This window comes from Streptomyces sp. SID486 (genome assembly GCF_009865385.1).
Lineage (GTDB): Bacteria > Actinomycetota > Actinomycetes > Streptomycetales > Streptomycetaceae > Streptomyces.
In genome coordinates this window covers 19374-32948 of record NZ_WWJT01000027.1, presented here as the reverse complement: position 1 = coordinate 32948, position 13575 = coordinate 19374, and the positions used below count along the sequence as shown (strand labels likewise).

Genomic DNA, 13575 nt, shown 5'->3' with positions numbered 1-13575 from the left:
CCCAGCAGTGGAACCCTGCTCCTCCTGTCTGCGGGGCCGCTGCATGCCCTCGTTCCTCGCGCCGGACCTGCTGAGCGGCCTGCCCGGGCCCGTACAGGCGATCACGATAGGTGGCGCCCGAGGCTGGCTGTATGCCGTGCTTGCACCACCGCACCGCCGACGCCCGCCTCGGCGGCTTCTACAAGATGCAGCGCCTCCTCAACGGCGACGGCTCTGCGTCCGCATCAAGTAGGCACCCAATACGCCTGTCACACTGGCCGTCACAGACGTAACCGGCAGGCACCGCAAGCACGATGGGGGTTCCCCATGCAGCGTTCCAACTGGCCGGCCCTCCAGGGACGCACCCGGCCGTTGAAGATGAAGGAGTGGGGGGACCTGGCCATCATGGACCCTCACGCCGGCAAGCCGCCGCGCCGACGCGGCTTCCTGGCAGCCGAGAAAGACTGGCTGCACATCGACGCGGGAAGCGCCCTGGAGAACCCCATCGTCACCCTCTATGCCGGAGACGACCCGGGATCAGAGGAGGGCTGGGACGAAGTCGAAGAGATCACCGTGATCTCCACGACCGGCTTCCTCGCCCTGTGCGACAGCGGATACGAGCCTGTACGCAGAGAGAATCTGGCCACCGCAGGAGTCGGCCCCTACCTGATCCGCGTCCACGCCAAAGACCGGTCGTCGGACGACAAGAAGCCTCGCTTCCTCATCCAGGTCATCCCAGGCGAGCGTACGAAGACCCCGCCCGAGCCGCCCCCCTTTACGATCGAGGAGGCCGCCGGTCCGCTCCTGGTGCGGACGTCCTTCGAGCGACCAGAGGCGTGGGCGCGCCTGCTCCAGGTCCTCGAAGAGGATCCGGAGCGGTACGAATCGGTCACCGTCATCGATAACCACGCCTATGCGGGCTTCACGGCAGACCAGATCCAGATGCGGATCGGGCGCGACGACGGGGGCCGGCCCGACAGTACCCTCGTCCTCATTGCCGACGAACGGGCCCTGGCCTCCGCAGAGCTCACGCTGCTTGCCGTGAACAATCTGCCCGACGAAGACGACGAAGACGACGAAGACGACGAAGACGACGAAAGCGACGAAGGCGACGAAGCGTTCAGGATTACGCTCGCCGCAGCCGGATCGTTCGTGATCAATATGGAGTTGGCGAACACGAGCTTCAGTGACTGGAACCGTGACATTGGCGCCGACGGCATCTACAGGGAAGAGCACTACTGATCCGGTGCCACAGCACGTGCCGGGGCCGGTGACTCGCTCTCGGCTCTAGGACCTCGCCGCGAGCCCGTCCGGCGCCCAGTGATCCGCCCGGACGAGGGCGTGTCATGACGACAACCCTTGCGTTGGTCGCGTCGATGCCCTGGCCCGGAGCTGGCCGGGTAACTCCGCCGCGCCCTCCCGTGAAGCTGGAGGCGACGGGGTGATGCGGCGCCGTGTGCGCCGGCGCGTGCGCGGCGTTAAGAAAGGGCTCCAGCCGGCGGGCACCAGCGCGGCCACCGCCCCTCATCCGAGGGACGGTTACGCCCGCGACAAGTTCGACATCTGGTCCAGCCAGCCCGGCGGCTGTACCACCCGCCAGACGGCCCTGGCCCGCGAGGCAAGAACGTCCAGGACCAGCCCGGCAGCTGCCAGCCGACATCCGCCTCCCGGTACTCCATCTACGACGACATCACCGTCACCGACGTCACCAAGGCCACCATCGACCACACGGTCCCCCTCGCCGAAGCCCGGCGCTCCTGCACCGACTGGCGTCCGCTATAGACGGGCTGTCGCCGAAGGACAGTGGCTCGTCCAGGATGATCTGGCGGCCCGCTGCTTGTCTGGGCATGGTCATGCCTCAGATCCCTCCGTCACGGGCAGGCACTCGGCGAGCAGGCCGACGACGTCGCGCCAGGCTCGCCGCGCGTGCTGTGGGTGGTAGCCGACGCCGGGGACCGTGGGATGGTCGACCGGCGGGTGGTGGAAGGCGTGTAGGGCGCCGCCGTAGACCGTGAGGCGCCAGTCGACACCCGCGGCCTGCATCTCGGCGGTGAACGCGTTCCGTTGCGCGGGCGGCATGATCGGGTCTTCCGACCCGACCCCGGCCCACACGGGGCAGCGAATGCGCGCTGCCTCGCCCGGTCGGCCCGTGGTCAGTGCGTTGACTGTCCCGATCGCGCGCAGGTTGACGCCGTCGCGCCCGAGTTCCAGCCCGACGGCGCCCCCGGTGCCGTAACCGACGGCGGCGATCCGGTCGGGGTCAGCCCGTGGTTCGGTGCGCAACACGTCGAGCGCCGCATGGCCGATGCCCCGCATCCGGTCGGGATCAGCGAGCAGTGGCAGGCAACGGGCCCGCATCTCCTCCGGGTCGCCCAAATAGCGCCCACCGTGAAGGTCGAAGGCCAGCGCTACATAGCCCAGTTCGGCGAGAGCATCGGCCCGGCGGCGTTCGACGTCGCTGAGCCCCATGCCCTCTGGTCCGAGCAACACCGCGGGCCGGGGGTCGATACCGGCCGGGAGCGCGAGGTGCCCGACCATCGTCAGACCGTCCGCCGGGTACTCGACCGTACGCGTCGTAATCGCCGTCATGAGACTGGACTGTAGTGATCGTCGAGCCCGGCCCGGCCGGTGTTCTGCCGCCGGCAGAACACCCGCGGAGGCGGCAGCATGACGAGGAACGTGTCTTCCTGGGTCAACAAGCCCCAGACGGCGCGAAGGTGGCCAGCAGCAAGGGCACTTGCGTCCTCGAGGCCGGCGAGTCCCTGGAGGAACCCGCCGAGCACGATGACGCCGTCGTGTTCCGTGTTTCCGCCCGGATTCCGGATGGGCTGTCACCCCAGCAGAGCCCTCAGCCACCGGCTGTAAGCCCAAGACCACCAGCCCATCGTGGTGCTCTGACGGCCGACGCGCGGACGACGTGCTTGAGGAACGGCGCGGCCGGCCACCGCCCGCCGGCGGATGGGTTCGGCATCAGCAGGTGCGGGGCGTTGCGCAGCCGCAGCCCGGGCCGCTCCGGGATGGCGAACCCGCGCTCGTCAAGCAGCGGACGGCTCTCACTGATCGCTCGGCGTGGACGAGCCCACTTGGTAGATCACATCGAGGGCGGCATGAGTGAGCCCGGTCCGCAGATGCACCAGCGTCACCAGCAGCCGGTCGACGAAGACCAGCTCGTACTTCGGTCCGGCCCCCGCATCCCGTTTCCGGGAACCGTGACGCTGCTCATGACGCCCGCGTCCACACCGCGCTTCCCGGCGCGCGGCGACTCACCCAGGTGCTCCTCCGACAGGTCACAGAAGGCGGAATGGGACGTGGCCCCACGGGCCGGACTCGTCAGCACACCCGAATCGACTCGCGCGACCTTCGCCATGTCCCCACCGGTGATCAAGATCAATCACGAGCCGGCCCGTTGGCGGCGGATCTCAGTGTTCACTGTGGGATGCGCGTCATCGCTGTCCGCGCCCAGGCTCACGAGCAGGCGCAGTCCGTCCTCGGTGGGGCTGCCGGGAGCTGCGGACAGGACCAGCAGCTCCATACCCGGTTCATTCGGTAGTGCGAAGTTCTCCTGGTGCAGTTCCAGCAGTCCGACCAGCGGGTGGCGGTACGCCTTGCGTCCATGGGTGCGGGCGCGCACGTCTGCGCGGGCCCAGAGGCGGCGGAAGCGCTCGCTACCCATCGCCAGTTCGCCGATGAGCGAGGCCAGGCGGGGGTCCTCGGGGTATTTGCCGGCGGCCAGGCGCAGATGCCCGACCACGTCGAGGGTGCAGTTCTCCCAGTCCGCGTAAAGGCCGCGCTCGGCCTCCTCAAGAAAGATGTGCCGGGCGGTGTTCAGGCCCGGCATCGGCCGGCCGAAGAGGAGCCTGGCGAGGTGGTTCCCGGCGAGCACGTCCAGGCGGTGGTCCATGATCAGCGCGGGTGCGTCGGCGACCAGGGCGAGGACCCGCAGCAGTTCCGGCCGGACCCGTCCGGCCGGCGCCTTCGCGTGGCGGCGGCGCTGCCGGGCGAGCCGGAAGAGGTGCCCGCGTTCGGTCTCGTCTAGACCGAGGACGCGGGCGAGCGCGTCAAGGACCTGCTCGGAGGGCTGGGTCGCCCGGCCCTGCTCCAGGCGTACGTAGTAGTCGACGCTGACTCCGGACAGGTGCGCGACCTCTTCGCGGCGCAGCCCTTCGACCCGGCGGCGGCTGTCGGTGGGGATGCCCACGACCGCCGGGTCCACCCGGGAACGCCGCGTCCGCAGGAAGCCCGCAAGATCGTCCATGTCCCCAGTATGGCCTCGGTGGTGCCCGTGCAGGTGGTCCTGCCAGTACCAGGAAGTCCCGTCCGATGGACGAGGCGTCCCTGAACGCCGGGCACCGGGGCGCCCAGGATCGGAGGCATCCGATCCGAAGGAGTTCTCATGAAGACGCTGATCGTCTACGCCCACCCGGAGCCGAAGTCGCTCAACAGCTCGCTGAAGGACCTCGCGGTGTCCACCTTGGAGAACGCCGGGCACGAGGTACGGGTGAGCGATCTTTACGCGATGAGCTGGAAGGCGGTCGTGGACGCCGCGGACTACGGCCCCCACGCCTCGACTCCGCTGAAGGTTGCCCTGGACTCGGGCCGGGCCTTCGACGCCGGCACGCTCACCCCGGACGTCCTCGCAGAGCAGGAGAAGCTGCTGTGGGCTGACACGATCATCTTCCAGTTCCCGCTGTGGTGGTACACGATGCCCGCGATCCTCAAAGGCTGGGTGGACCGGGTGTTCACCTACCACTTTGCGTACGGCGTCGGCGAGCACAGCGACACCAGGTACGGCGAGCGCTTCGGCGAAGGCACCCTCGCCGGCAGGAAGGCTCTGCTGTCGGTGACCGCCGGCGGCCCGGAGTCGCACTACGCCGCTCGCGGGATCAACGGCCCCATCGACGATCTGCTGTTCCCGATCCACCACGGCATCCTCTACTACCCGGGCATCGAGGTACTGCCGCCGTTCGTGCTGTACGGCACCGACCGGATGACCAGCGTGGAGTACCCGGACGTCGCCAAGGCCTGGGAGCAGCGCCTGCTCACCCTGGAGTCGACCGAGCCGATCGCTTTCCGGCGGCAGAACTTCGGTGACTACGAGATCCCTTCGCTGCACCTGAAGGAGGGGCTGGAGCCGGCGGGCCGCACGGGTTTCGGGCTGCACGTGCGCGGCTGACGGGGTGCCCTCGTGGCGCGTGCTCGCCCGCCCCAGGGCCTGCTGCATCACCCACCAGCCGGACCCTCCAGGCCAGCACGCCTGCAGACCAGTCGCGGGGCAACTCGTCAGCTCGGCCTTCTTGGGGGCGATCGTGTGGCTCAGTTCCCAGGTTTTCGGTCTCGGGTGCCGCTGCTCCCCACGCGGGACGGTCACGCATACGTGAACCGCAATGCGGACAGCGGCCAGGTCCTCGATGCAGTGTGCGTCCACCGAGACAGCCGGAGACATCCACTCGCACCCCTCGGAGGGGAGTACGTCTTATTCGCCGTAAAGCAGGGGCAGTTCCCCGCTGTACGCGGCGTCCTTGGAGTAGCCCGTGGTGGAGGCGCAGCCGCTGGGCGGCGTCGGGACGGGGGCAGCGGCCGTCCCGGCGGGCATGCAGACAGGGACAGGGCGCCCAGAAGGACAGCGGCGACGTTCAATCGGTTCATGCCCAGCCCAACGAGCCGCAGCACGGGCCGGTGATCACACCAGCGAGGCCCAGGAGCCTCCCAAGCCGGCCCCGGCGCGGACTGACGTCGTTGAATCCTCGCACGACGCCCTGGTCGGCCTCGGTTCCGAGTTGGAGCGCCGCGGCGCCCTCGATGGCGACCTCGACGGTGTGCCGCGGCTGATGGTCGTGATCGACCGGGACGACGCCACCGAGAGCCGAGGGCGCAGGCCGGTGCCTGGCCGACGCGGTCCGTGCACGCTGGCAGCCCCGGATCCGTGAGCAGGCCCGCCTCCGGGCGGCCGCCAGCACCGGCCTGGTCATCGACACCGGTCCGGGTTCACCGCGGCACCGGGCACCACCGACGATGCCCGCCTGCGCCACCTCACCCTCGCCGTGCCGCCGCACCACGAGGCCCGGCTGCTCGACGCCCCGGGCGGCCGGCGCCGTCGAGGGCCGGTTGCGGGCCATCACCGCGGACGCGCTGGGGGAGGTCTACTTCCGCGACAGCGGGGGTCGTGCGGCTGGTCTGATGGTGGAGTTCACCGACGTCGAACAGATCACCTTCGACCTGTGGCCCCGCCAGTTCTGTCGCCGAGGCAGGCATGGAGGTGAACCGAAGCACGGTAGTCGTCACATGGACAGGCTTGTGCCACCGGCGTGGCGGAGTACGCGCGTTCCGGGGGAGTGCTGACAGCCGCAGGCAGCCTGCCTGGTTCAGCCCTGGAGGGTGGCGAGCCAGTCGGTCAGCAGGCTGTTGACCTCGTCGGGGCGTTCCTGCTGGATCCAGTGGCCGCAGCCTTCCAGGATGTGGGAGGCCGACAGGTTGGGGAGGGCGGCGGGGTAGGCGTCGATGGCGTCGGACATCCAGGTGGTGGAGGCGTCCAGGGCGCCGCCGATGAACAGGGACGGTTGCTTGATCGGGGCTCCCCGGTGCGGGGCGAGGTCTTCCCAGTCCCGGTCCATGCTGCGGTAGCGGTTGAGTGCGCCGGTCATCCCTGTGCGCTCGAACTCCCCGGCGTAGACGTCGAGGTCGTCTTCGCTCAGCCAGGCCGGGAGGGCCCCCTTGGGGAAGCGGTCGCGCAGCCGGCCGCCGGAGGCGACGAAGTGCGGGTCGGGCTCACCCTGGGCGGGCATGGTGTCGGCGGACAAGGCCGAATAGAAGCCCGCGAGCCAGCCCCGCACGTCGGGCTCGATCTCCGCCTCGGCGCGGCCGGCCTCCTGAAAGTAGGAGACGTAGAACTCCTGCTCGCCGCCACCGATCTGGCGGAAGACATCGGTGGGGCGGGGGCCGCCGGGCGGCGCGTAGGGGACGCTCAGCAGGCCGACGGCGTGGAAGACCTCGGGGTGCAGCAGGGCTGAGGTGGCGGCGATGGTGGAGCCCCAGTCGTGGCCGACGACCACCGCGTTCTCCTCGCCGAGGGCGCGCACGACGGCGACGTTGTCCTCCACCAGGTCGAGCATCCGGTAGGCGTCGGTCGCCTCCGGCTTGGAGGAGCGGCCGTAGCCGCGCACGTCGACCGCTACCGCGCGGTGGCCGGCCGCGGCGAGGGCCGGGAGTTGGCGGCGCCAGGAGTACCAGGACTCGGGGAAGCCGTGCACGAGCAGGACCAGTGGGCCGGTGCCCTGCTCGACCAGGTGCAGGCGTCCGGCCGGGGCCTCGACGGTGCGGTGGCGGAGCTCGGCGGTCGGCTCGGACTGCATGGGCTTCTCCTCGGATCGCGGGCGGAGGCGGCTACCCATCGATCATGCGGCGCGACGCCCACCCGACGCGACCGGCCTTGCCAATCTGGCAAACTCGCAGGACGGACGGTGGAGCGGCGCGGTCGGAAGGGACGGTCACGGTGGCAGTCGACGAGGTGGACGGCACGCTGGCGGCGATGGGGCCCCGGCTGCGAGCCGCGCGCGAGCAGCACGGCGCCACGCTCGCCGGCATCAGCTGTGCGACCGGGATCTCACCGAGCACGTTGTCGCGGATCGAGACCAGCCGGCGCAAGCCCACCCTGGAGGTGGTGCTGCGGCTGGCGAAGGAGTACGGCGTCTCTCTGGACGAGCTGGCCGGTGCCGCCCGCATCCCAGCGGCCGAGCCGCGGGCCACGGCGCCCTTGAGCTTCGGCGACAGCAAGGTGGTGCTGCCGCTCACCCGGTACGTCGGTGGCGTGCACGCCCACAAGCATGTCCTGCCCGCCATGGAAGGGCCGCCTTCGCGGCCACGCCGGGTCTCCCACGAGGGCTACGAGTGGCTGTGCGTTCTGTACGGGCGGCTGCGGCTCGCACTCGGTGACCAGGACCTCGTCCTGGTTGCCGGGGACACCGCCGAGTTCGACACCCGCATCCCCCACGGAGTCGCGAACGCCGGATCCGACGGACCGGTCGAGTATCTGATCGTGTTCGGGCCGCAGGGAGAACGTCTACGACAGCGCACGCCTTCAACTTCTGGTCGCAGGACTGGTGAGAGAGAGGCTGCTGAATGAGCGCGTGTGACAAGCCGCGTGCCTCATCGGTGACACCCACGCCGCGTCATTCGGTCTCATTCGCCACGTCATCCGGCTCTGCCGGTGACAACTACCGGGCTTCGGCTAGCTTGTGACTGAGCACTTCAGTTGGCCAGTTGAGTGCGGTGGTTGGCCGCGTTGGTGCTCATCCGCTGTTGATGTGTTCGACCGTGCGTTTCGTTGCGTGACATCACGATGCCGATGCGCCCCGGGATGGGGCGCTACCCACCCCGGCGGCGAAGTCGCTGTGCGTCGCTTCGTGGCCCGATGATGTGCGGGTGCTCAGTGAAGGACGGTGAGCAGGCCCTCGACGCCGCGGCGGAACGCGGCGCCGACGCTGTCGACGCCGTCGAGGTGGGCGCCGCTCATGGCGCCGTCGCGCATCATGACGAAGTGCCGGGCGGCGTGTTCTGGTTTGCCGCGACGCGGTGAGTTCCCGAAGACCTGCGCGAAGAGTCCGGTGAGCGTGGTCGTGTACCAGGCTCGGTGATCGAGGATCACCTGGCGCACCCGGTCTTCGGGGTCGGGGTACTCGGCGGCGGCCTTGAGGAACGCGCAGCCGCGGAACTCCGGCGAGGCCAGGCTGTCGGCGACGGCGGTCCCGATCGCGCGCAGTGCGTCGGCCGGGCACGGCGCGGCCTCGATGGCGGCCTGCACGCCGGCCCGCGTGTCGGTGTCGACGCCGCGCAGGTAGGCGACCACGAGGTCTTCTTTCGAGGGGAAGTGCCGGTAGAACGTCGCCCGCGTCGCCGGCGCCTCGGCGAGGATCCGCTCGACTCCGACCGCCCTGATGCCTTCGCGGTAGAACAGCCCGCTGGCCGTGGACAGCAGCCGCTCTCGCGCCTCGGAGCGGACCGGCTCTCCCGATGAGCTGCCGTTCGGGTTGTCGGGCGCGGGACGTGTCCGGGTGGCCATCACACCACCGTAGCAGAAAGAACGATCGGTCTTGCCATCGCCGAGGAGCCGTGTCAGGCTCCACACTGCAAGAGAGAACGGTCTTTCTACCAGGAGTCCGGTGGCCATGCCGTTGCCCGTTCCACGTCGGCAGAGACCGGACCCTACGGCTTTCCTCGGAAAGGAAGAGTCATGACCACGACTACTGCCCCTGCCCCTGCCGCCGTCGCGACAGCGCTTCGTCGGCTCTACCTCGTTCGTTTCGGGTTCGCTCTGATCTGGGCCGTCGTGCTCTTCCTGACCGCGTCGAGCATCGGGCCGGTGAGTGCGCCCCTTCTCGTGATCTACCCGCTGTTCGACGTGGGCGCCGCCGTCGTCGATGCCCGCTCCTCCCGAGCGAGCCGGTCCGCTCCTGGTCTCTACGTCAACATCGCGATCAGTGTGTTCGCCGCCGTCGGACTGGTCTTCGCGGCCACCTCCGGCATTCCGGGGGTCCTGCGCGTGTGGGGGATCTGGGCCGTCGTAGCGGGCCTCGTCCAGCTCATCGTCGCTCTGCGGCGACGCGACCTCGGAGGGCAGTGGGCGATGATCGCCAGCGGCAGCATCTCCGCGCTCGCCGGGATCTCGTTCCTCCGGCAGGCCGCTGCCCCTCACTCCTCGCTGAGCAATCTGGCCGGCTACGCCCTGCTTGGCGGCATCTTCTTCCTCGTCTCTGCGCTGCGCCTCGGACACAACGCCAGCCGGAGCACCGGTGGGAGCGACTGACATGACCGACCACACCACCAGTGTCGACAGCCTGTTGGCCGTCATGGTCATTGGTCGGGAAGTACGACGCCGACCGACTGGCCCACCCCGGGCTCAGCACGGCCGTTATCGAGCAGGACCGCGGCGGGGGTGAATGCTCCTACTGGGCCTGCATCCCCACCAAGGCGCTGCTGCGCAGCACGGCGGCCCTACGAGCAGCCTGCCGGCTGCCCGGCGCGCGCGAAGCGGTGACCGACGCCCTGGACTCGACCGCGGCTCTGCGCCGCCGCGACGGCTTCGTCTCCCGCTGAACAGGCGTCGGACAGGTGTCCCGGCTCAGAGCGGGATCACGCGGAAGGCTGACCCATCGACGGCCGACGAGCACCAAGCTGATCAACTACCGCCCTGAACTGGCCAGCGGCGGAAGAAGGCGTAGACCCGGCTCCAATCGGGGAAGTCTGTGGGCATCGCCCGCCAGGAGATCCCGCCCGCGACCAGGTAGCGGATTGCATCCAGCATCTGGCGGTGGCAGTAGCCCTCGGGCTGTCCGCCCCGCCCTGGAGCCATTCCGGCACCGACAGCAACGGCCGGATGGCCGCCCACTCCGCATCCGCCATGTCCGACGGATATCGGCGCACCCGATCGGCTGATCGGCCGCGTCGCCGTCCACGTGCGCGAGACAATCGCACGCCACGGAACGCGAGTTGAAGCGGACGGGATCGGGCGCGTACATCAACGACAACAGGGCCTCCGGGAACCGCTCGGAACGGGGTCGCACCCCACAGCTACCGGGAGGCCCTGCCTCCATTCACCTACCGCCGGAAGTGCATGCAACCAAGACCCTGTTCGACCCACACGTTCCACGGTCGGTTGCGACGGCTTCTGACAACCACCCAGGGGATTCGAAATGGCTGTTCCATGGGAGCTCTTGATATCCACCGTAGGCGGTGTCACGGCCACCATCGTGGGCGTCGTCGCAGGCGGGGTCGTTGGGCGGCGTAGCGAGAATCGAAAGTGGCTCCAGGAGACACAGTCGTCCGCCTACGAGAGGTTCCTGCAGGCTTTCGGCGCCGTCGAGATGGAGCTGCGTGAGGCGTTCCTCGAACGGCGCAGACCTGCAGTCGCATGGGGACCGTTCAATGCCTCGATCCAGTCGCTGAGCTTGGTGGCGAAGCCCGAGGCGGCCGCAGCAGCTCTCCAGCTCTGCGATGTCATCGAGGATTTCACCATCCTCTTCCACGATCGTCAGCCAGCGGACCTTGAGGAGCTCCGACCGATCCACACCGCCTTGGACAAGGGGCACTTGAAGTTCGTCAATGCAGCCCGACGCTCACTCCATCCCTCGCAGGAACGTCTCACCCAGACACTCGGCGGCCCGTCGCCCTGGCGTGGCGTCGCCTTCGTGGACCAGGGCGACGGCGCCGGCGAGGCTGAATAGCACAATGAGCCTCTTCATCAGTGTTTCTCCAGGGTGAGGACGGCCTTGCTCACCGCCGGAAGATCACTCAACCAGCGCCGCTGTTCGACCTGCACGTTCCAAGATCAGTTGAGCTACGGCTTCTAACAGGCCGCGCAAATTGGTGAGTGTTCATGGGCATCGGGTGGGGCGGTCGTCCCAGCGGTGCGTCATCCATGCTCGGCGGATGAGGCTACGAATGGTGATTGTGATGTCGGTGAGGTCGAAGAACGCGTCGATCACTGTGGTTCGCCGTTCGTAGCAGCGGGCCAGACGACGGAAGGCGTTTTGCCAGGCGTGGGCTCGCTCGACCTGCCGGCGTCCGGTGGCCTGGACGGGAGCTTTCTCGCCCTTGTGGGCGATCTGTCCTTGCAGGCCACGTGCGTCGAGCAGAGCGCGGGTGATGTCCGAGTCGTATCCGGCATCCAGGTGCGCGGTGATGCCAGTCGGGAGCGGGCCGAGTTCGTAGAGTCGGTCGAGGGTCGGTGCCATTAGTGGGGAGTCGTGATGGTTCGCTCCGGCCGGGACTCGACCGAGGGGGATTTCGTAACTGTCGGTCATGCCGGAGCGTTTCAGGCCCTGTTTGCCACGGTCCACTGGGGGACGGCCGACGGCTTCGCCGCCTCCGGGGGCTTTGGTGATCGCGCCGTCGATGGCGATCCTGTCCAGTTCCAGGCCGACGATGCGGTCGTAGGCGTCCAGTGCGATCCGCTTGAGCTTGCTGAAGATTCCGAGGTGGATCCATTCGTCGCGGTGGTCGCGGATCGTGCTGGCTGAGCTGGTGCTGTCGGCTATCGCCTCGTAGGAGCAGCCGAACCGCAGGACTTGCAGCAACTTGTCGAAGACGATCCGGTCGCTGATCTGCGATGGCAGCCCAGCGGATGGTTCGGGTGGTAGCACGGCCGCCCGGGCAGCAGCACGGTGAACTGGTTCCACAGCGGTTCGGTCAGCCATCGTGGCAAAGCGGGCACAGTTGTCCCTCGGCGATCTGATGGTTGGTGTGGGGTGAACTGGGTGTTCACGGGTGGGGCTGACGTGCGGCGACAAGAGACTCTGAAGATCGTTCCCCATGTGGGTAGGGATCGTTCCCCGAGGACATGGATCGGTTCCCGTTCTCAGTCATGGCGGTGATACGCCTTGTTGGCGATGCGCCAGCTGCCGTCGGCGAGGACCAGGAGGAAGATGTCGGTGAACGTGTCTGCCCCGTGCGAGAGCGTCATGGTGGCGGTCGCGACGGTCGCGTGGACATCGATGGCGTCGATGCGGCGGGTGCGGGTCGGTTCGTCCGGGGCCGGCCGGCCCTGGAAGAGGGTGCAGTACTCATCCAGGCGCCAGGAGACGAATGCGCCGTCTCGGATCCCTTCGATGTGGCCGGTGGGAAGGAACGCGTCGCGGAAGTGGGAGGGGTCGCCGGTGGCGTGTCCGCGGATGTAGGCGCGAAGCGGTTCGAGTACGGCGTCCTGCACGGCGGGGACCGTGGCGGCAAGAGCGATATCGGCCTCAAGGGCAGTAGGGGTGTCGGCCAGGCCAGCCGCGCTGCGCAAGGGGGTATCCGACGCGGTGGCCAGCAGAGCCATGTCCTTGGCCAGCGCACCGATCGTGAATTCGGCCGTGGCAGAGGTTGGCTCACCGAGGAGGAAGGGTCGCTTGCGGGCCACGAGCCCGCCGAGCTGGCCGAGTTCGAGGACGTCCAGCGTTTGGGTACGGGGCAGACCGAGGGCGTCGGCTTGCCGCAGTGAGTCGCGCAGCGCGAGGACGGCCCCGGCGAGGCTGTTGTTGGCGATCAGTTTAAGCGCGGCGGCGATGGAGGCGTCGTCCACGTGCCGGACGGTGCCCAGCGTTTCCAGAACCGGTCGAACTCGGTCAAGTGCCTCCTGGTCGGCAGCGGCGATGATCTGCAGGGCGCCGGCAGCAGCGGCCGGCACCGAGCCGAGAAGAGGCGCGTGGACGTAGGACGGGCCAAGCTGCCGGGCCAGCCTCGTTGCTTCGGCGGGGGCGATGGTGCTGGTGTTGAGCACGATCGTGTCCGTTCGCAGCGAGTCACGGACATCGTCGAGGACCTTCTGACAGGCCGGGCCGTCGAACAGTGCCAGGAGGACAAGGTCCGCCTGGGCCACAGCCTCGTTCGGGTCGCCGGTCATCTTCACAGTGCCTGACGCGCGCCCTGAGCGTGTCCAGCCGACGACGTCCCAGCCCTGGGCAGCCAGGCGCGTCGCGATCGCGCCACCCATGCGCCCCAGACCGAGGACGGCAGTCGTGTGTGGTGTGGTCATGCGCGCCACATTGGTGCACCTCGATAGATGCGACAAGCGCAGATTTCGCAAGGCTGCCCTGCGGGGTCCGCATACCGACTGCCATACTG

General features: G+C 68.7%; 13 protein-coding genes and 1 pseudogene. 6 read left to right on the top strand and 8 right to left on the bottom strand.

Features of this window, described 5'->3' with window-relative positions:
- Window positions 1-306: 306 nt before the first annotated feature.
- Window positions 307-1221, top strand: a complete 915-nt coding sequence (locus GT045_RS01240; protein ID WP_161333018.1) for a hypothetical protein — start codon at window positions 307-309, stop codon at window positions 1219-1221.
- A gap of 609 nt (window positions 1222-1830) precedes the next feature.
- Here GT045_RS01240 and GT045_RS01235 read toward each other — a convergent pair.
- From GT045_RS01235 to GT045_RS01230, 3 genes are all read right to left on the bottom strand, one after another.
- Window positions 1831-2568, bottom strand: coding sequence for a dienelactone hydrolase family protein (locus tag GT045_RS01235; RefSeq protein ID WP_161333017.1), 738 nt, complete (start codon window positions 2566-2568; stop codon window positions 1831-1833).
- A gap of 464 nt (window positions 2569-3032) precedes the next feature.
- Window positions 3033-3113, bottom strand: coding sequence for a hypothetical protein (locus GT045_RS40630; RefSeq protein ID WP_345942517.1), 81 nt, complete (start codon window positions 3111-3113; stop codon window positions 3033-3035).
- Window positions 3114-3370: 257 nt separating this feature from the next.
- Window positions 3371-4234 (bottom strand): helix-turn-helix transcriptional regulator, encoded by an 864-nt coding sequence (locus GT045_RS01230; RefSeq protein WP_161333016.1) that lies wholly within the window; start codon window positions 4232-4234, stop codon window positions 3371-3373.
- A gap of 138 nt (window positions 4235-4372) precedes the next feature.
- Between GT045_RS01230 and GT045_RS01225 the strand changes: the two genes are divergently transcribed.
- Entirely contained in the window at window positions 4373-5152 is a 780-nt protein-coding gene (locus GT045_RS01225; protein ID WP_161333015.1) for an NAD(P)H-dependent oxidoreductase, read from the top strand.
- Between the two features lie 1189 nt (window positions 5153-6341).
- Here GT045_RS01225 and GT045_RS01220 read toward each other — a convergent pair.
- The gene (locus tag GT045_RS01220) at window positions 6342-7328 is read right to left on the bottom strand and encodes an alpha/beta hydrolase (RefSeq protein WP_161333014.1); all 987 of its coding nucleotides are present in this window, start codon (window positions 7326-7328) and stop codon (window positions 6342-6344) included.
- Window positions 7329-7468: 140 nt separating this feature from the next.
- On the opposite strand from GT045_RS01220, the gene GT045_RS01215 reads away from it, so the two are divergent.
- A complete protein-coding gene (locus tag GT045_RS01215; protein WP_161333013.1) occupies window positions 7469-8098 on the top strand; it encodes a helix-turn-helix domain-containing protein in 630 nt (209 codons plus the stop codon).
- Between the two features lie 303 nt (window positions 8099-8401).
- Here the strand turns inward: GT045_RS01215 and GT045_RS01210 are convergent, their stop codons facing one another.
- Complete coding sequence (locus tag GT045_RS01210; protein ID WP_161333012.1) at window positions 8402-9034, bottom strand: TetR/AcrR family transcriptional regulator; 633 nt, start codon at window positions 9032-9034, stop codon at window positions 8402-8404.
- A 171-nt stretch (window positions 9035-9205) separates the two neighbouring features.
- On the opposite strand from GT045_RS01210, the gene GT045_RS01205 reads away from it, so the two are divergent.
- Window positions 9206-9778: a hypothetical protein gene (locus tag GT045_RS01205; protein ID WP_161333011.1), complete on the top strand. Its 573-nt coding sequence runs from the start codon at window positions 9206-9208 to the stop codon at window positions 9776-9778.
- Between the two features lie 50 nt (window positions 9779-9828).
- Window positions 9829-10068 carry a hypothetical protein gene (locus GT045_RS01200; protein WP_161333010.1) on the top strand — a complete coding sequence of 80 codons (240 nt, stop codon included), beginning with the start codon at window positions 9829-9831 and terminating at the stop codon, window positions 10066-10068.
- Window positions 10069-10150: 82 nt separating this feature from the next.
- On the opposite strand, the gene GT045_RS39350 is transcribed toward GT045_RS01200, so the two are convergent.
- Window positions 10151-10276: a transposase gene (locus tag GT045_RS39350; RefSeq protein WP_237538258.1), complete on the bottom strand. Its 126-nt coding sequence runs from the start codon at window positions 10274-10276 to the stop codon at window positions 10151-10153.
- A gap of 388 nt (window positions 10277-10664) precedes the next feature.
- Between GT045_RS39350 and GT045_RS01190 the strand changes: the two genes are divergently transcribed.
- A complete protein-coding gene (locus GT045_RS01190; protein WP_161333009.1) occupies window positions 10665-11195 on the top strand; it encodes a hypothetical protein in 531 nt (176 codons plus the stop codon).
- Window positions 11196-11345: 150 nt separating this feature from the next.
- On the opposite strand, the pseudogene GT045_RS01185 reads toward GT045_RS01190, so the two are convergent.
- A pseudogene (locus GT045_RS01185) lies at window positions 11346-12184 on the bottom strand (IS5 family transposase).
- Between the two features lie 144 nt (window positions 12185-12328).
- Complete coding sequence (locus tag GT045_RS01180) at window positions 12329-13486, bottom strand: nuclear transport factor 2 family protein (RefSeq protein ID WP_161333008.1); 1158 nt, start codon at window positions 13484-13486, stop codon at window positions 12329-12331.
- Window positions 13487-13575 lie beyond the last annotated feature (89 nt).

Bases quoted from the DNA above. Each gene is read 5' to 3' on its own strand.
- GT045_RS01240 (WP_161333018.1), top strand. From the start codon at position 307: ATGCAGCGTTCCAACTGGCCGGCCCTCCAGGGACGCACCCGGCCGTTG.
- GT045_RS01235 (WP_161333017.1), bottom strand. From the start codon at position 2,568: ATGACGGCGATTACGACGCGTACGGTCGAGTACCCGGCGGACGGTCTG.
- GT045_RS01230 (WP_161333016.1), bottom strand. From the start codon at position 4,234: ATGGACGATCTTGCGGGCTTCCTGCGGACGCGGCGTTCCCGGGTGGAC.
- GT045_RS01225 (WP_161333015.1), top strand. From the start codon at position 4,373: ATGAAGACGCTGATCGTCTACGCCCACCCGGAGCCGAAGTCGCTCAAC.
- GT045_RS01220 (WP_161333014.1), bottom strand. From the start codon at position 7,328: ATGCAGTCCGAGCCGACCGCCGAGCTCCGCCACCGCACCGTCGAGGCC.
- GT045_RS01210 (WP_161333012.1), bottom strand. From the start codon at position 9,034: ATGGCCACCCGGACACGTCCCGCGCCCGACAACCCGAACGGCAGCTCA.
- GT045_RS01205 (WP_161333011.1), top strand. From the start codon at position 9,206: ATGACCACGACTACTGCCCCTGCCCCTGCCGCCGTCGCGACAGCGCTT.
- GT045_RS39350 (WP_237538258.1), bottom strand. From the start codon at position 10,276: ATGCTGGATGCAATCCGCTACCTGGTCGCGGGCGGGATCTCCTGGCGG.
- GT045_RS01190 (WP_161333009.1), top strand. From the start codon at position 10,665: ATGGCTGTTCCATGGGAGCTCTTGATATCCACCGTAGGCGGTGTCACG.
- GT045_RS01180 (WP_161333008.1), bottom strand. From the start codon at position 13,486: ATGACCACACCACACACGACTGCCGTCCTCGGTCTGGGGCGCATGGGT.